This is a genomic window from Isoptericola sp. BMS4 (assembly GCF_011634835.1).
Lineage (GTDB): Bacteria > Actinomycetota > Actinomycetes > Actinomycetales > Cellulomonadaceae > Isoptericola.
Map to the genome: position 1 here is coordinate 1 of NZ_SIRP01000001.1, position 17,025 is coordinate 17,025.

Sequence of the window (17,025 nt, forward strand, 5' to 3'; positions counted from 1 at the left end):
ACGAAGTGGAACGTGGTGTCCGACAACGTGAACGACGGGCGCGGGTGGTGCGTCATGACGAATACTGGGGTGTGGAACGGCGGCTCGTCGCCCCACCAGCCGCGCCAGTCGTGGTCGGCCCACGGACCCCGCTGGGGCCCGAACTTGTTGCGGCCCATGATCTCGGCCCCGATGTTCCGGTCGAAGTCCCGCACCAGGTGGTCGTCGAGCCCCCGGCCGCCCCCCGGCTCGGTGCGGCCCGGCCAGCTCGCGGTCGCCATGGCCCAGGCGTGCAGGGCCTCGGGGTCGACCGACCCGAACGGGCGCTCGAGGCTCTGGTGCTCCCCGGCGCCGTACCCGTCGGTCGAGACGGCGAAGTTCTGGACCTTCAGCAACTGACCCATGTGGTTCCCTTCGTGAGTGGTGGTGAGGGGTGGACGACGTGGGCGCGCCGGACTCATCGATCGCCGCACCATTGCACCCCTTACCCCCTAGGGGTATGCTCGCCGCATGACCGACACCACCGCACCCGCCGACGCCGTCGCGCAGGGCGACGCGCACGAGCACGACGCCCCGCACGGCTACGCGTCCGACAAGGCCGCCTACCTCAAGCGCATGCGGCGCATCGAGGGCCAGGTCCGCGGGATCGCGCGCATGATCGACGAGGACGTGTACTGCATCGACATCCTCACGCAGGTGTCGGCGGTCACCAAGGCCCTCCAGTCGGTCAGCGTCGCGCTCGTCGAGGACCACCTCGGCCACTGCGTCGTCGACGCCGCCCGGCAGTCCGAGGCCGAGGGCGCCGCCAAGGTCAAGGAGGCCGCCGACGCCATCGGCCGCCTGGTCCGTAGCTGACAACCCTCCTGAAGGAGCACCCACCGATGAGCACCGTCACCACCCTCGGCGTCACCGGGATGACCTGCGGCAACTGCGTCGCCCACGTCGCCAAGGACGTCTCCGCCGTGCCCGGCGTCGCGGACGTCAGCGTCGAGCTGCACGCCGGCGGCACCTCCGAGGTGACCGTCTTCTCCGACACCCCGCTCGACGAGGCCGCCCTGCGCGAGGCCGTCGACGAGGCCGGGTACGAGGTCGCGAGCGTCGCCGTGCAGACCGACGCCCTCGCCGCCCAGCAGGCCGCCCAGGCGCCCGCCCGCCAGGAGGCGCACGACTGCGCCTGCGGCTGCGGCACCGCCGACGCCGCGCCCGCGCGGAAGACGTACGACCTGGCGGTCCCGCCGCGCGCCTGACCGCGCCGACGACGCACCGCCGTCGTTCCCCGCGGACCGTCTGCCATCCCGTCGCGCCGCTCCCGGCGACGCAGACCCTCCGCGCCGCGCCGACCCGCACCCCCCGGGCCGGCGCCCCCACCGCGACACCGTCGCCCCGGAACGTCGCGGGTGATCTCCTTCTCAGCTTCTCCGGAGTCACCCACATGAGCACCCCCACCCAGTCGCCCCCGTGGCCGCACGCCGAGATCGACCTCGCGATCGAGGGCATGACCTGCGCCTCCTGCGTCGCCCGCGTCGAGAAGCGGCTCAACCGCGTCGACGGCGTCACCGCCACCGTCAACCTGCCGCTGGAGAGCGCGCACGTCGAGCTCACCGGGCCCGTCGACGACGAGGCCCTGCTGGCCGCCGTCGAGGCCGCCGGCTACACCGCCCACGTCACCGGGCGTCACGAGACCGCCCCTCCCCCGGCCGCCGCGCCCGACGCCGGCCCGACCCCTGCTGCCGCCGAGGAGCCCGCCCCGGACGTCGACGCCGGCGCGCCCGCACCGGCCGTCGATGCGCGCGGCACGGACCTGCGCCGCCGCCTGCGGGCGTCCACCGTGCTCACGGTGCCGGTCGTGGCGTTGTCGATGATCCCGGCGCTGCAGCTCCCGGGCTGGCAGTGGCTCGTCGCCGCGCTCGCGCTGCCGGTCGTCACGTGGGGCGCGTGGCCCTTCCACACGGCGGCCGCCCGGGCCGCACGCCACGGCGCGTCGACGATGGACACCCTCGTCTCCCTCGGCGTCGTCGCCGCGACCCTGTGGTCGCTGTGGGCCCTGCTGCTCGGCGGCGCCGGCGAGATCGGCATGACGATGCGCCCGTCCCTGCTCCCGTCCGCCGCGCACGGCACGCCGGAGCTGTACTTCGAGGTCGCCGCCGTCGTCACCACGTTCCTGCTCGCCGGGCGCTACGCGGAGCACCGCTCCCGCCGCCGCGCCGGCGACGCCCTGCGCTCCCTGCTGGAGCTGGGCGCCAAGGACGCGGAGCGGGTGCGGCTCGCCGCCGACGGCTCCCCCGCCGTCGGGCCCGACGGCGCCCGGCTCACCGAGCGCGTGCCCGTCGCGGAGCTGGCGGTCGGCGACGTCTTCGCCGTCCGCCCCGGCGAGAAGGTCGCCACCGACGGCGAGGTCGTCGAGGGCGCCAGCGCCGTGGACACCTCGCTGCTCACCGGCGAGCCCGTGCCGGTGGACGTCGGCGTGGGCGACGCCGTCACCGGCGCGACCGTCAACACGTCCGGGCACCTGCTGGTGCGCGCCACCCGCGTGGGCTCCGAGACGACGCTCGCGCAGATCGGACGGCTCGTCGCCCGGGCGCAGACCGGCAAGGCCCCGGTCGCACGGCTCGCCGACCGGATCTCGGCGGTGTTCGTGCCGATCGTGCTCGGGCTGTCCGTGCTGACGCTGGTCGGCTGGCTGCTCGTCGGCGCGGACGTCCAGCTCGCGTTCACCGCCGCCGTCGCGGTGCTGATCATCGCGTGCCCCTGCGCCCTCGGGCTGGCGACGCCGACGGCGCTGCTGGTCGGCACGGGCCGCGGCGCCCAGCTCGGCGTGCTCATCAAGGGCCCGGAGATCCTGGAGTCCACGCGCCGCATCGACACCGTGGTGCTCGACAAGACGGGCACCGTCACGCAGGGCTGCATGCGGGTGGAGCGCGTCGTCGCCACCGAGTTGTCAGACCCTGCGCGAGGTATACGCCGCGCACAGCCTGACAACTCGCGCCAGGACGAGGTGCTGGCCTACGCCGGCACCGTCGAGGCCCTGAGCGAGCACCCGATCGCCCGCGCCATCACCGACGCCGCTACGGAGTTGTCAGGCCCCGCGCGGGACATGCACCGCGCAGGGCCTGACAACTCGACAGGAGCGGGGGCCGACGGCGTCGCGATCGGGTCGCTGCAGGCCTTCGACTTCCGGGCCACGCCCGGCGGCGGGGTCGAGGCCGTCGTACGTCGCGCGCACTCCGGGCTCGCACCCGACGGCGGGCTCAACGCCCGGCGGGTCCTCGTCGGACAGCCCGCGTGGCTCGACCGGGAAGGCGTCACGCTCCCCGACGACCTCGCCGCGGCGTTCGCCGAGGCGGAGTCCACCGGGGCGAGCGCCGTCGTCGTCGCCTGGGACGGCGCCGCTCGCGGCATGATCGTGCTGCGCGACCCCGTGAAGCCGACGTCCGCCCAGGCCGTGACCGAGCTGCGCGAGCTCGGGCTGCGGCCCGTGCTGCTCACCGGCGACGGCGAGGGCGCGGCCCGCGTCGCCGCCCGCGAGGTCGGCATCGCCGACGACGACGTGATCGCGCGCGTGCTGCCCGACCAGAAGGTCGACGTCGTCAGGCGCCTGCAGGACGAGGGGCACGTCGTGGCGATGGTCGGCGACGGCGTGAACGACGCCGCCGCCCTGGCCACCGCCGACCTCGGGCTGGCCATGGGCACGGGCACCGACGTCGCCATCGAGGCCGGCGACCTCACGCTGGTGCGCGGCGACCTGCGCTCCGTCCCGACGGCGGTGCGCCTGTCCCGGGGCACGCTGCGGGTGATCAAGCAGAACCTGTTCTGGGCGTTCGCCTACAACGTCGCCGCGATCCCGCTCGCCGCCGCGGGACTGCTCAACCCGATGATCGCCGGGGCCGCCATGGCCGCGTCGTCCGTCATCGTCGTCGGCAACTCGCTGCGTCTGCGCCGGGCGGGCTGAGGGCGACCGGGCGCTCGGGTGGGGACTCTCGCCGCGAGGCGCGCCATCCGCCTCGCTCGTCCCTCGCTCGGCTCCCGCCAGGCCCGACCAGCCTCTCGGCGCGAGTCCCCACCCGAGCGCCCTCGTGAACCGGCCCGGCGGAACGCTGCCGTCGCCGCCCCGACCCGGACCTCAGCGGAAGCGGCGGCCCTCGTCGCGGCGGTAGGCCCACGCGGCGAGGGCGGCGAACACCACCGTCCAGCCGAGCAGCACCGGCCAGGCCAGGGCGTAGGCGGGCTCGCCGGTGAGCGCCTGCACCAGCAGGTCACGACCGGCGCGGGTCGGGGTGGCCTGCGAGATCGCGTCGAGCCACGACGGGAACATCATCGGCGGCAGGAACAGCCCGCCGGCGAACGCCAGCGGGAACAGGACCACCTGCACGACGGCCAGCGCGGCCTTCGCGGTGAGCGAGTACCCGATGGCCATGCCGAGCAGCACGAACGGCGCCGAGCACACCAGGATGATGCCGACCCCGGCGAGGACCTGGAGCAGGGTCGCCGACGCGGCCGTGAACAGCCACGCGATGACGATCAGCGGCACCAGACCGAACAGGGCGAAGATCGCGCCGTTGAGGACTCGGGCGACCATGCGCGGCCCCGGGCCGGCGGGCAGGGAGCGCACGTACGGGTCGAAGGGGAGCTGGCGGTCCTCCGCGACGCCCAGCCCGTAGGTGAACAGGCTGGCGGAGCACACGGCGAAGAACGACAGCCCGGCCACCGCCATCGTCGCCCACTCCGGGTTCTGCGCCACGTCGGTCTGCGGGACGACGAAGAAGAACATCGCCAGGGCGGGGAACAGCGCGTTGCCGAGCACCGCCATCGGGATCCGCACGGTCTCGACGAACTGGTACCTCAGGTGCAGCCACGTCAGCCGGGCGGGGTTCACCGTCGTCGCGGACGGCGCCGCCGTCGTGGTCGTCGTGCTCATCGTTCCGCTCCTTCCAGGGCGGCCGCGGCCGGCGCGGCAGGGTCGGCCACCATCTCGGCGAACGCCTCCTCGAGGCTCGCGCCCCGGATCTCCATGTCCCGGAACGCGACGTCGGCCCGCACGAGGTCGCGGACGAGCGCGTCGGCGTCGGGCGTGAAGAGGGTCTGCCGCTCGCCGTCGGCCGCGGCGGGGCCGGCGGCCTCGCTGCGGGCGACGCCGGGCCAGCCGGACAGGTCGTGCGGGCTGGTCAGCACGACGCGCCGCAGGGACACCTGCCGCAGGATCGCGTCGAGCGTGTCGTCGGCGCGCACGACGCCGCGGTCGATGACGACGACGCGCTCCGCGAGGGCCTGCACCTCCTCGAGGTAGTGGCTGGTGAGCAGCACGGTGCCGCCGTCGGCGTGGTACTCGCGGACGGCGTCCCACAGTGCCTGGCGGGCGCCGACGTCGAGGCCCGTGGTGGGCTCGTCGAGCAGCACCACGCGGGGGCGGCCGACGAGCGAGAGCGCGACCGCGAGCCGGCGCTTCTGCCCGCCCGACAGCGCGCCGGTCTGCTTGCGCGCCGCCTCGGCCAGGCCGAACCGGTCGAGCAGCTCCGCCGTCGGCACGGGGTCCGGGTAGTGGCCGCCGACGAAGTCGACGACCTCCCGCACCCGCAGGGTGGGGGGCAGGCCGGTCTCCTGCGGCGTCAGCCCGAGCCCCAGGCGGGCACGGGCGTCGCGCGGGTCGCCGCCGAGCAGACGCACGGTGCCGGCGTCGGGCCGGCGCTGGCCGCTCACCAGGGAGAGCAGCGTGGACTTGCCGGCGCCGTTGGGCCCGAGCAGCCCCACGAGCTCGCCGGGCGCGACGTCGAGGGACACGTCGTCGAGCGCGACGACGCCGCCGAACCTCCGTGTCACGTGGTCGATCCGGATGGCGGTCATGCCCGTGCTCCTTTCAGCAGGTCCGTGAGGGCGGCGGTGTAGTCCTCGAACGCGCGCCGACCGGAGGTGGTGAGCGCGAGGTAGGTGACCGGCCTGCGGCCGGCGAACGTCTTGGCGACGCGCACGTACCCGGCCTCCTCGAGCTTGCGCAGGTGGGTGGACAGGTTGCCGGCGGTCATGTCGAGCAGCTTCTGGAGCTTGGGGAACGCGATCTCGTCGTCGTGGGGCAGGGTGGCGAGCGTCGAGACGACCCGCAGGCGCGCGGGCGCGTGGATGACGGCGTCGAGCTCAGTCATCGGCCGTCCCGCCCTCGCCGAGGGCGGCGCGCCGGCGCCTCTGGACGACGTGCGCGAGGACGGCCATGACGAGGAACCCACCTCCGCCGGCGGTGGCCAGCAGCAGGTAGCTGCCGGGGATGCCTGCCACGGTGGCGACGCCACCGACGAGGAGTATCCACAGCCCGAGGACGAACACGCCCGAGTCGCAGAAGAGAGCACCGCCCGCGAGGTACATCAGCCCGACGATCACGCAGGCCAGCGCGTTGGCGATCAGCCCGATGACCTCGTCCGACGCGCCGGCCCGGGCCACGCCCGAGATGATGAAGGGATAGGCGAGGAAGCCGAGCATCCACGACCACCCGTACATCGCGCCGGCACGGGTGCTCGGCCCCCGGGTGCCGGCGCTGCGCCGGACGGTGTGGACGATGGTGATCGCCGTCGCCACCCCCAGCAGGGCGAAGAACACCGCGAACCCGGGGCCGGACGGCGCTCCCCCGGCCCCCCGGGCACTTGTCCACAGGACGGTGTACCCGACGGCCCAGGCGATCCCCCAGACCAGGTAGAGCAGGCGGACGTCCGGCTCCGTCCCGGTGCGGGCCTGCTCCTGGCTCTCGCGGATCATGCGCAGCGAGGCGGCAGGGTCGAGGTCGTTCATGAGCTCCTCCGAGGTTTGCACTGCAAACTACTCTGCCATGCCCGATCTTACGGCGCCAGCCCCCGGGCGTTGTGGGCGCGCGTTTGGCGCTATTCCCGACGGAATAGCGCCAAACTCGCGCCCACAACACGTGCAGGGAGGGGTGCTATAACCGGACGGTGCCCGACGCGCAGACCACCACCGCCCGCCGCTGGACCCCGCCGGGCCCCGCGGCACCCGCCACGACCCCCTCGGACCGCCGGCGGGCGGCCGCGGAGATCTGGATCGTGCTCGGGCTGAGCCTGGGGCAGAGCGCCGTCTACGCCGTCGTCAACATCATCGCGAGGCTCAGCGCCGACACCCCGCTGGCGGAGCAGTCGGCGACCCTCAACGCGAGCCAGTCGGAGCGCTCGCTGCTCGACCTCGTGTACCAGCTCCTCGGCGTCTTCTTCGCGCTCGTCCCCGTCGCCCTGGCCCTGTACCTGCTCAGCGGGCGCGCCTCGGCGACGTGGCTCGGCACCCGCCGCCGGATCGGCCTCGACTGGGGCCTGCGCGGGTCACGACCGGGCCGGGACCTCGCGTGGGGCGTCGCCCTGGCCGCCGCCATCGGCATCCCCGGGCTGGCGTTCTACCTGCTGGGGCGGCTGCTGGGGATCACGGTCGCCGTCGAGGCCAGCGCCCTGAACAGCGCCTGGTGGACCGTGCCCGTGCTCGTCCTCGCGGCGCTGCAGAACGGGCTGCTCGAGGAGGTCGTCGCCGTCGCCTACCTGCACGAGCGCACGCGCGACCTCGGGTGGCACCGGGTGCGCTTCGTGGTGGCGAGCGCGCTGCTGCGCGGCTCGTACCACCTGTACCAGGGCATCGGGCCGTTCGTCGGCAACGTCGTCATGGGCGTCGTCTTCGCCTGGTTCTACACCAGCCGCTGGGGCCGGCACCGGGTGCTACCGCTCGTCGTCGCGCACACCCTGCTCGACGTCGTCGCCTTCGTGGGCTACGCCCTCCTGCCCGCGGGCGCCAAGGAGGCGCTCGGTCTCTGACCGGGGCGGCTCCCCGGTCAGCTCGCCGGCGGACTCGACGGCGGGCTCGGCGGCCGGACGGGCGGCGGTCGCCGCTCCCCCGCCGGCCGCGTGCCGGCCCGGCCCCACCTGGGGGTTGGCGGCGCCGAGGACCGACCCGCCCGTGACGACGGCGCCCATCGACTCGGCCTGCTCCCGCAGCTCGGCCAGCTCGCGCGCGACCGACCGCACCGCGAAGCCGGACACCACGTGGATCGACCCGGCGACGAACGCGAACAGCGCGAACACGATGGTGACCAGGCGCAGCACGTCGAGGGAGTCCAGCGGCCGGGTCACGAGCAGCAGGCCGAACAGCGCCGCGGTGATCCCGAAGGTCAGCAGCCACGGCCACCCGAGGTCGCGGTTGCGCGCCAGCCCGGCGGCCCCGACGACGGCGACGATGCCGAGCACGATCGTCCACACGGCGAGGACGTAGTAGAGGGGCGTGGCGCCGAGGTCCGGCCAGAACGCGACGGCCACGCCGAACACCACGTTGACGGCCGCCTGCGCCAGCCACCAGGCCGACCCCAGCTGCGTGCGGTGCACGAACCACTGCACGAGCACCAGCACCGCGTCCAGGACCAGGAACGCCCCGACGACCAGGCGCAGCACCTCGAGCTCGGCCAGCGGCTCGATCATCAGCAGCAGGCCGAGCACCACGAAGGCGATGCCGCGCACCACCGGCAGCCACCACACCCGCCGGAACGGGTTGCGTGCCGTCGTCGGCTCGTCCCGCACCTCCGCGGGCGGTGCCTCGCCCCCGGTCTCCTGGTCCGTCATGCGCAACCCCCTGTGCTCAGCGCCGTCCCGTTGCGGCCACTGTAGGGAGCGGGGGCGCCCCCTGCCCGTCGAGAGGCGGGCAGGGGGACGCCGTCAGCCGTGCAGGAGCGCCTCGCGCCGGCGTGCCTGCTCCACCGGGTCCGGCACGGGGAGCGAGCCCAGCAGCCGGCGGGTGTAGTCCTCGCGGGGGCTGCCGAGCACCTGCTCGCCCGTGCCCTGCTCGACGAGCCGCCCGCGGTACAGCACCGCGATCCGGTCGGCGAGGAGGTCCACGACGGCCAGGTCGTGCGACACGAACAGGCAGGCGAAGCCGAGCTCCGCCTGCAGCTCGGCGAAGAGCTCCAGCACCCGCGCCTGGACGGACACGTCCAGGGCCGACGTCGGCTCGTCGGCGACCAGGAGCTCGGGCTCGAGCGCCAGGCCGCGCGCGAGCGACGCGCGCTGCCGCTGCCCGCCGGAGAGCTCGTGCGGGAACCGGTCGCCGTAGCTGCGCGGCAGCTGGACCGCCTCGAGCAGCTCGTCCACCCGCCCTCGCGCGGCCCGCGGCGACGCGAACCGCCCGTGCACCACGAGCGGCTCGGCCACGCACTCCGCAATGGTCAGCAGCGGGTTGAACGACGTGCCCGGGTCCTGGAAGACGAAGCCGAGACGGGTGCGCATCGGCCGCAGCCGCCGCGTCCGAGCGCCGCGCATCTCGGTGCCGAGCACCCGCAGCGACCCGTCCGAGACGGGCGTCAGGCCGGCGATCGCCCGCGCGATCGTCGTCTTGCCCGACCCGGACTCGCCCACCAGGCCGAGCACCTCGCCGGGCCGGATGTCCAGGGACACGTCGTCCACGGCGGTGAAGGCGGGCTGCCGGAACCGCCCCGGGTACGTGACGGTCAGGTGCTCCGCCCGGACCACCGGGTCGGACTCCGCCCAGCCGTCCGGCCGTCCGGCCGCCCGCTCGACGGCGCGCGCCGTGCCCTCGCCGATCCGCGGCACCGCCTTGAGGAGGGCGCGGGTGTAGTCGGCCTGCGGGTCGGCGAAGAGCTCCTCGACGGGCGCCTGCTCCACGACCTTGCCCTGGAACATCACGGCGACCCGGTCGGCCAGGTCCGCGACCACGCCCATGTTGTGGGTGATCAGCACGATGGCCGTGCCGGTGGAGTCCCGCAGGCGGCGCAGCAGGTCGAGGATCTCGGCCTGCACGGTGACGTCGAGCGCCGTCGTCGGCTCGTCCGCGACGATGAGCCCGGGGTTCAGCACCAGCGCCATCGCGATGACGACGCGCTGCTTCTGCCCGCCGGAGAACTGGTGCGGGTAGTGGTCCACCCGGTGCTCCGGGTCGGGGATGCCGACCTGCCGCAGCACCTCGATCGCCCGCCGGCGGGCCTCCTTCTTCGGCACGTCCCCGTGGGCGCGGAGGCCCTCGGCGATCTGCCAACCCACCGTCTGCACGGGGTTGAGCACGCTGGAGGGCTCCTGGAAGACCATCGCCACGTCGCGGCCACGGGCGGCGCGCAGCTGCGCGGCCGACGCCCGGACGAGGTCGGTCGTCCCGCCGTCGCGCCCGCTGAGCACGACGGCCCCGCGCGTGGTCGCCGTCTCGGGCAGCAGCCCGAGCAGCGTCTTGGCCGTGACGGTCTTGCCGGAGCCGGACTCGCCCACGACGGCGAGCACCTCGCCCTCCCGGACGTCCAGGCTCACGCCGTCGACCGCCCGGACCGGGCCGGCGTCGGTGGCGAACGAGACCGCGAGGTCGGTGATCGACGCGACGGTGCTCATGCGCGCTCTCCCTTCGTCGGGCCGTCCTCGACGGACGTCTCGGCGACGTCCCCCGCGACCTGCGAGGACCGGGCCCGCGAGCGCAGCCGCGGGTCGGCCAGGTCGTTGAGCGACTCGCCCATCAGCGTCATGCCCATGGCGGCCATCACGATCGCCAGACCGGGGAAGAGCGCCGTCCACCAGATGCCGGACGTCACGTCCGCGACGGCACGCTGCAGGTCGTACCCCCACTCCGCCGCGGCCGTCGGCTCGATCCCGAAGCCGAGGAAGCCCAGGCCCGCGAGCGTGAGGATCGCCTCCGACGCGTTGAGCGTGACGATCAGCGGCAGCGTGCGGGTCGAGTTGCGGAGCACGTGGCGGGTCATGATCCGCCAGCTGCCGGTGCCGAGCACGCGCGCCGAGTCGACGAACGCCTCGGCCTTGACGCGCACGACCTCGGCCCGCACCACCCGGAAGTACTGCGGGATGAACACCACGGTGATGGACAGCGCGGCGGCGAGGATGCCGCCCCACATGCTCGACTGCCCGCCCGAGATGACGATGGCCAGCAGGATCGCCAGCAGCAGGGACGGGAACGCGTAGACCGCGTCGGCGATCACCACGAGCACGCGGTCCAGCCACCCGCCGAAGTACCCGGACACGAGGCCCAGCAGCACGCCGACGACGATCGAGGACGCCACCGCGACGACGACGACGAGGAGCGCCGTCCGCGCGCCCCACACCACGCGGGAGAACACGTCGTAGCCGCCGACCGTGGTACCGAACCAGTGCTCGGCCGACGGCGGCATCTGCGCCCCGAACGCGCCGTCGAGGTCGCGCAGCTGCGACCAGCCGTACGGCGCGAGCAGGGGCGCGAGGACCGCGACCAGGACGAACAGCCCGGTGAGCACGAGGCCCGCGACGAGCATGCCGCGCTGCAGGCCCACGCTCTGGCGCAGCTGGTGCACCACGGGCAGGCGCCTGAACCAGGCGCCCCTGCCGCCGAGGTGCTCGGGTGCGACGCCGGCCGTGCCGACGCTGCTGATCTCTCCGGCGCTCATCAGTACCTCACCCTCGGGTCGACCAGCGCGGCGACGACGTCCACGAGGAAGTTCGTCACCGCCACCACCACGGCCATGAGCACGACGATCCCCTGCACGGCGACGAAGTCGCGCGCCTGCAGGTACTCGGCGAGCTGGAAGCCCAGCCCGCGCCACTCGAACGTCGTCTCCGTGAGCACGGCGCCCACGAGCAGCATGGCGATCTGCATGCCCGCCACGGTGATGATCGGGATGAGCGCGGGCCGCCACGCGTGCTTGCGCACGAGGCGGCTCTCGCGCACGCCCCGCGACCGGGCGGCGTCGATGTAGTCCGCGCCCAGCGTGCTGATCATGTTGGTGCGCACCAGGCGCAGGAACACGCCGGCGGTGAGCAGTCCCAGCGCCGCGGCGGGCAGCACCGCGTGCGACAGGACGTCGAGGACCACGGCGGGGTCGCCGGTGCGGAACGCGTCGACCAGCATGAAGCCGGAGTCGGCGCCCGCGACCTGCATCGCGATCTCCCCGTCCGTGGACACGCGGCCCGCCACGGGGAACCAGCCGAGCCACACGGAGAAGATCAGCTTGAGCAGCAGGCCGGCGAAGAAGACCGGCGTCGCGTACGCGAGGATCGCCAGGATGCGCAGGACGGCGTCCGGCAGCCGGTCGCGGAAGTACCCGCTGACCATGCCGAACGGGATGCCGAGCACGAGCGCCACCAGCACCGCGTACGTCGCCAGCTCGAGGGTCGCCGTGCCGTACTGCGACAGGATCTCGACCACCGGCCGGTTGTCGCTGATCGTCCTGCCGAAGTCGCCGGTGAAGATGCCGGTCAGGTACTCCCAGTACTGCGCGAGGATCGGCCGGTCGTAGCCGGCGGCGTGGATGCGCTCGGCGAGCTGGTCGGGGGTCAGCCGCCCTCCCAGCGCGGCCGTGATGGGGTCACCGGTCGCGCGCATGAGCACGAAGACGGTGGTGACCAGGATGAAGACGGTCGGGATGATGAGCAGGAAGCGCACCAGGACGTAACGACCCAGTGCGCTCCCTGCCGTGCTACGCGAAGCCACGGACGGATCTCAGCCCCGGCTCAGCCCTTGGCCAGCGCGCCGTAGCGGAACTTGAACGACGCGTCGAGCGTGTCCTCCGCCCCGGTGACGTCGGCGCCGACGACCGCGACCTGCTCGCCCTGGAGGTACGGCACGGTCGACAGGTCCTGGGCCTCGAGCTCCTGGATCTGCTCGATCAGCGCGGTGCGCTGCGCCTCGTCGGGCGTGGACGCCTGCTGCAGGATGAGCTTCTCCACCTCCGGGTCGGCGTAGTGGTTGCCCAGGAAGTTCTCCTCGAGGAAGAACGGCGTGAGGTAGTTGTCGGCGTCGGAGTAGTCCGGGAACCAGCCGAGCTGGTACGCGGGGTAGACGTCGGCGGTGCGGTCCTTGGAGTACTGCACCCACTCCGTGGTCTGCAGGTTGACCTTGAAGAGGCCGTCGGCCTCGAGCTGATCCTTGATGAGGGCGTACTCGTCGCCGGACGACGGACCGTAGTGGTCGTTCGAGTACTGCAGGTCCAGCTCGACCGGCGTGGAGACGCCCGCGTCGGAGAGCACCTTCTTCGCCGCGGCCGCGTCGGGGCCGCCCTGGCCGTCGCCGTACATCTCCTTCAGCGGCTCGGCGGCACCCGTCAGGCCGTCCGGCACGAAGGAGTACAGCGGGGCGTACGTGCCCTTGTAGACCTGGTCGGCGAGGGCCTCGCGGTCGATGAGGTGGGCGACGGCCTGGCGGACCGCGGACGCCTTGTCCTCGTCGGCGTCCTGCTGCTTCGCCCCGAACGGCTGCGTGTCGAAGTTGAAGACGACGTAGCGGATCTCGCCGCCGGGGCCCTTGACGACCTGCACGTCGTCGTTGCCCTCGAGGTCCTCGATGTCCGTGGGCGACAGGGACCGGAACGCGACGTCCACGGAGCCGTCCTGGACCTCCAGCTTGAGGTTCGACGCGTCCGCGAAGTACTTCACGCTGACCTGCGGGGTCTTGGCCTCCCCGAGGACGCCCTCGTAGCCGTCGTACGCCTCGTAGGTGACGAGGCGGTTGACCTCGTAGCTCGAGATGGCGTACTGGCCGGCGAACGCGTTGCCGTCCACGATCTCCTGGTCGGGCGTCAGCGCGTCGGGCGAGAACACGTCCTCGTCGACGATCGGCCCGGCCGGCGACGACAGCACCTGCGGGAACGTCTGGTCGTCCGGGCTCTTGAGGTGGAACACCACGGTCGTGTCGTCCGGCGCCTCGACGCTGTCGAGGTTGAACAGCAGCGACGACGGGCCGTTCTGGTCGGCGATCGCGAGCTGCCGGTCGAAGGTGAACTTCACGTCCGAGGAGGTGAGGTCGTTGCCGTTGGCCCACTTCAGGCCCGGCTTGAGCGTGACCGTGTACTCCTTGGGCGCCGTGAACTCCGCCGACTCGGCGATGTCCGGCTCCACGTCCGGGCTGCCGTACGGCGTGTTCATCAGGAACGGATACACCTGGTTCATCACCGCGAACGACCCGTTGTCGTACGCCCCCGCGGGGTCGAGGGAGGTGATCTTGTCGGTGGTGCCGACGATGAGCGACCCGCCGCCGCCACCGCCCTCGCCGTCGTCGCCGGTCCCGCCGGACCCGCCCGAGCAGGCGGTGAGTGCCAGCGCCACGGCGGCGGCGCCCGCCACCGGAGCGAACAGCCTTCGTGAGGCTCGGTTCGTGGTCATGTCAGGGGTTCCCTCTCTCCAGCTCGGGCCGCGGCGTCGTCACCCGGCCCAGGTCACGATGCGGGCTTTGTAGCACACCGTCGAGTCGCCCAGGTCACGGTCGTGGGTCACACTCCGGGCGCGGATCGCGTCGTGAGGGGCGAAGTTACCACCGCCGTGGCACCGCTGTCACAGGCCGAACCAGCGCGTACGACCTACACTCGCCGGTATGTCCGGAGCGAGCGCAGCGGGTCCTGCACCCGGCCCGTCGCACGACTCCCAGCCACCCACCGGCCCCCTCCAGGCGCTGCTCGCCGGGGGCGTCCCCCCTCCCGGGGCCGACACCGACCTGGTGCGGGTCGTCGACACGCCCGAGTCCCGTGTGCGCCACCCCTCCGACATGCTCGGCATGGTCTCCAGCGCCCTCGGGATCGCCCTCGTGCTCGTGCTGTCGGTCGTCGCACACGCCACCACCGAGGGCGTCACGCAGGACGTGCAGAGCTTCAGCTCCCTGCTGGCCCGGATCCTGTTCGTCCCGGTGGCCGTCCTCGAGGGCCTCATCACCCTGTTCGTCCCCGCCGCGGTGCTGGTCGAGCTCGGGATCCGGCGCCTCGGCCGCCAGGTCGTCGAGTCGATCTGCGCGGCCGCGCTGGGGCTCCTGCTCGGCGTCGTGGCCGTCGTGACGATCTCGCGCTTCGGCAGCGCCGAGCTGGTGCGGGGGCTGTCGGTCTTCACCGACGGCTCGTGGACGCTGACCGTGCCGGGCTACGTGTCCGCCATCGCCGGGCTCCTGACCACCGCCGGGCCGCGCACCCGGCGCCGCACGGTCCGCTGGTCGTGGAACGTGCTGTACCTCGCGCTGTTCATCGTGCTCATCACCGGGCAGGTCTCCCTGCCCGGCATCCTGGTGGCGCTGCTGCTCGGCCGGCTCGCCGGCCAGGCCGTGCAGTACGTCTCCGGGGTCCGCAGCGAGCGGGCGTACGGGGGCGACCTCGTCACGGCGGTGCGCCGCGCCGGGTTCCGCCCGACGGCGCTCGTGCGGGTGCGCGACGTGTCGGAGGCCGTCGACGCGGAGGACCCCGACGACGCCGTACCGGACGACGCCGTCGTGTCGTACGACGTCGCGGGCGACGTCGTCACCCCCGTCGCCGCCGGCGGCGGGGCAGCGAGCAGCGCCGGCCCGGGCCGGACCGCGCGCCCCGACACGACGTCGAGCGACCCGGCCGCGGTCGCGCTGACCCGCTCGGGCGACAACCGCGTGTACGCGCTGTTCACCGACGACGGCCGGCGGCGCGACGCCGTGGTGCTCGACGGCGACCGGCAGGTCATGACGACGGTGCAGCGGCTCTGGCGGGCCCTGCGCCTGCGCGGCCTCGAGGGCCGGGCCGCGATCTCCCTCAAGGCGGCGGCGGAGCGCATCGCCCTCCTGTCGTACGCCGCGTCGGCGGCCGGGGTGCGCACCCCGCGGCTCGAGGGCATCGGCGTCGCCGACGACTCCGTGGTCCTGGTCCAGGAGCACGCCCGGGGCGCGGTGTCGCTGCGCGACCTGCCGGACGCCCGGCTCGACGGCGAGCGGGGCGACGCCGTCCTCGCCGAGGCGTGGGAGCAGGTGCGCCGCGCGCACGCCGCCGGGCTCACGCACCACGCGCTCACCCCCGACGTCGTGCTCGTGCACGACGACACGCGCGGCGACCCCCACGTGTGGCTCACCGGCTGGGAGCAGGGCGAGATCGCGTCCTCGACCCTGTCGCGGCGGCTCGACCTCACCCAGATGCTGGCACTGCTCGCGCTGCGCGTCGGCGCGCGCCGCGCCCTCGCGTCGGCGGTGCGGGCCCTGCCCGACGAGGACATCGCGGCGATCGGCCCGCTGCTGCAGACCATCGCGCTGCCCAGCCCCACGCGCACCGAGGTGCGCCAGACCAAGGGCCTGCTCGACGAGCTGCGCGAGGCACTGGTGGAGCGCCTCCCCCAGGCCGACGTCCAGCCGCAGAACATCACCCGGTTCGGGGCACGCACCGTCCTCATGGTGACGCTGACGATCGTCGCCGTCGCGGTGATCGTCACGACGATGAACTTCGAGGAGATCGCCGCGGCGATCGCCGAGGCCAACCCCTGGTGGGTGGCGGGCGCGTTCCTGCTCGGGGCCATCACCTGGCTCGGCGCCGCGCTGACCTTCACGGCGTTCTCCCCGGAGCGGCTGCCGCTGTGGCGGGCCACCCTGACGCAGATGGCCGGGTCGTTCGTGGCCCTGGCGGCGCCCGCGGGGATCGGGCCCGCCGCGCTCAACCTGCGGATGCTCACCCGGCGCGGGGTCGGCACCCCGATGGCCCTCGCCACCGTCGCGCTCGTGCAGGTGTCGCAGTTCGTCGTCACCGTGCTGCTGCTGGTGGTGCTCTCCATGTTCTCCGGCCCGGGCGGGCTCATCGAGCTGCCGTCCACGACGGTGCTGCTCGCGATCTCCGGCGTCGCGCTCGCCGTCGTCGCGACACTGCTCGTGCCCGCCGCCCGCCGCTGGGCGTGGGAGAAGGCGCGGCCCACGCTGGAGCAGGTGTGGCCGCGGCTCTCGCAGATGCTCGGGCAGCCGGGCCGCCTCGCCCTCGGACTCGGCGGCAACCTCGTCATGACGCTGGGCTACGTGCTCGCGTTCGACGCGGCCCTCGCGGCGTTCGGCCAGTCCCTGAACCTCATCGACGTCGCCGTCATCTACCTGGTCGGCAACGCCCTCGGCGCCCTGGTGCCCACCCCCGGCGGCCTCGGCGGCGTCGAGGGCGCGCTCACCGCCGGGCTCACCGCCGCCGGCATCCCCGCGTCCATCGCGTTCTCCGTGACGATGCTGTACCGCGTCGTCACGTACTGGGGCCGCGTGCCCATCGGGTGGGTCGCGATGCGCTACCTGGAGCGCAAGGGCGAGCTCTAGCGGCCGAGCACCACCTGACCGCCGTCATCTCCGCGGGAAGCGATCCTC

General features: G+C 73.7%; 14 protein-coding genes and 1 pseudogene. 5 read left to right on the plus strand and 10 right to left on the minus strand.

Going from position 1 to position 17,025, the window contains the following annotated elements:
* A pseudogene (locus EYB28_RS00005) lies at nt 1-383 on the minus strand (deaminase); the annotation flags it as partial.
* A 106-nt stretch (nt 384-489) separates the two neighbouring features.
* Between EYB28_RS00005 and EYB28_RS00010 the strand changes: the two are divergent.
* The 3 genes from EYB28_RS00010 (at nt 490) to EYB28_RS00020 (ending at nt 3,928) form a co-directional block, all read left to right on the plus strand.
* Nucleotides 490-834, plus strand: a complete 345-nt coding sequence (locus EYB28_RS00010) for a metal-sensitive transcriptional regulator (protein WP_166843774.1) — start codon at nt 490-492, stop codon at nt 832-834.
* 26 nt (nt 835-860) lie between these two features.
* Entirely contained in the window at nt 861-1,226 is a 366-nt protein-coding gene (locus EYB28_RS00015) for a heavy-metal-associated domain-containing protein (protein ID WP_166843775.1), read from the plus strand.
* Between the two features lie 185 nt (nt 1,227-1,411).
* Nucleotides 1,412-3,928 carry a cation-translocating P-type ATPase gene (locus EYB28_RS00020; protein ID WP_166843777.1) on the plus strand — a complete coding sequence of 839 codons (2,517 nt, stop codon included), beginning with the start codon at nt 1,412-1,414 and terminating at the stop codon, nt 3,926-3,928.
* A gap of 171 nt (nt 3,929-4,099) precedes the next feature.
* Here the strand turns inward: EYB28_RS00020 and EYB28_RS00025 are convergent, their stop codons facing one another.
* Genes EYB28_RS00025 through EYB28_RS00040 form a run of 4 tightly spaced genes read right to left on the minus strand, consistent with a single transcriptional unit; the run spans nt 4,100 to nt 6,750 of the window.
* Nucleotides 4,100-4,894, minus strand: coding sequence for an ABC transporter permease (locus EYB28_RS00025; RefSeq protein ID WP_166843779.1), 795 nt, complete (start codon nt 4,892-4,894; stop codon nt 4,100-4,102).
* Nucleotides 4,891-5,817 (minus strand): ABC transporter ATP-binding protein, encoded by a 927-nt coding sequence (locus EYB28_RS00030; protein ID WP_166843781.1) that lies wholly within the window; start codon nt 5,815-5,817, stop codon nt 4,891-4,893. Before EYB28_RS00030 ends, EYB28_RS00025 begins: the two co-directional genes overlap by 4 nt.
* The gene (locus EYB28_RS00035) at nt 5,814-6,113 is read right to left on the minus strand and encodes a transcriptional regulator (protein WP_166843783.1); all 300 of its coding nucleotides are present in this window, start codon (nt 6,111-6,113) and stop codon (nt 5,814-5,816) included. Before EYB28_RS00035 ends, EYB28_RS00030 begins: the two co-directional genes overlap by 4 nt.
* A complete protein-coding gene (locus EYB28_RS00040) occupies nt 6,106-6,750 on the minus strand; it encodes a hypothetical protein (RefSeq protein ID WP_166843785.1) in 645 nt (214 codons plus the stop codon). The genes EYB28_RS00035 and EYB28_RS00040 overlap by 8 nt, the downstream gene beginning before the upstream one ends.
* A 158-nt stretch (nt 6,751-6,908) precedes the next feature.
* On the opposite strand from EYB28_RS00040, the gene EYB28_RS00045 reads away from it, so the two are divergent.
* On the plus strand, nt 6,909-7,766 hold the full coding sequence (locus EYB28_RS00045; RefSeq protein WP_370459414.1) for a CPBP family intramembrane glutamic endopeptidase: 858 nt from the start codon (nt 6,909-6,911) through the stop codon (nt 7,764-7,766).
* On the opposite strand, the gene EYB28_RS00050 is transcribed toward EYB28_RS00045, so the two are convergent.
* The 5 genes from EYB28_RS00050 to EYB28_RS00070 all read right to left on the minus strand — a co-directional run bounded on the left by EYB28_RS00050 (nt 7,671) and on the right by EYB28_RS00070 (nt 14,081).
* Entirely contained in the window at nt 7,671-8,564 is an 894-nt protein-coding gene (locus EYB28_RS00050) for an HdeD family acid-resistance protein (protein WP_166843787.1), read from the minus strand. The genes EYB28_RS00045 and EYB28_RS00050 overlap by 96 nt on opposite strands.
* A 93-nt stretch (nt 8,565-8,657) precedes the next feature.
* A complete protein-coding gene (locus EYB28_RS00055) occupies nt 8,658-10,331 on the minus strand; it encodes an ABC transporter ATP-binding protein (protein ID WP_166843789.1) in 1,674 nt (557 codons plus the stop codon).
* Nucleotides 10,328-11,371, minus strand: coding sequence for an ABC transporter permease (locus EYB28_RS00060; protein ID WP_166843791.1), 1,044 nt, complete (start codon nt 11,369-11,371; stop codon nt 10,328-10,330). Before EYB28_RS00060 ends, EYB28_RS00055 begins: the two co-directional genes overlap by 4 nt.
* Nucleotides 11,371-12,414 (minus strand): ABC transporter permease, encoded by a 1,044-nt coding sequence (locus EYB28_RS00065; RefSeq protein WP_166843793.1) that lies wholly within the window; start codon nt 12,412-12,414, stop codon nt 11,371-11,373. The genes EYB28_RS00060 and EYB28_RS00065 overlap by 1 nt, the downstream gene beginning before the upstream one ends.
* Before the next feature lie 20 nt (nt 12,415-12,434).
* Nucleotides 12,435-14,081, minus strand: coding sequence for an ABC transporter substrate-binding protein (locus EYB28_RS00070; RefSeq protein ID WP_166843795.1), 1,647 nt, complete (start codon nt 14,079-14,081; stop codon nt 12,435-12,437).
* A 208-nt stretch (nt 14,082-14,289) separates the two neighbouring features.
* Here EYB28_RS00070 and EYB28_RS00075 point away from each other — a divergent pair, with 208 nt between their 5' ends.
* Complete coding sequence (locus EYB28_RS00075; protein WP_166843797.1) at nt 14,290-16,977, plus strand: lysylphosphatidylglycerol synthase transmembrane domain-containing protein; 2,688 nt, start codon at nt 14,290-14,292, stop codon at nt 16,975-16,977.
* Nucleotides 16,978-17,025: the final 48 nt, after the last annotated feature.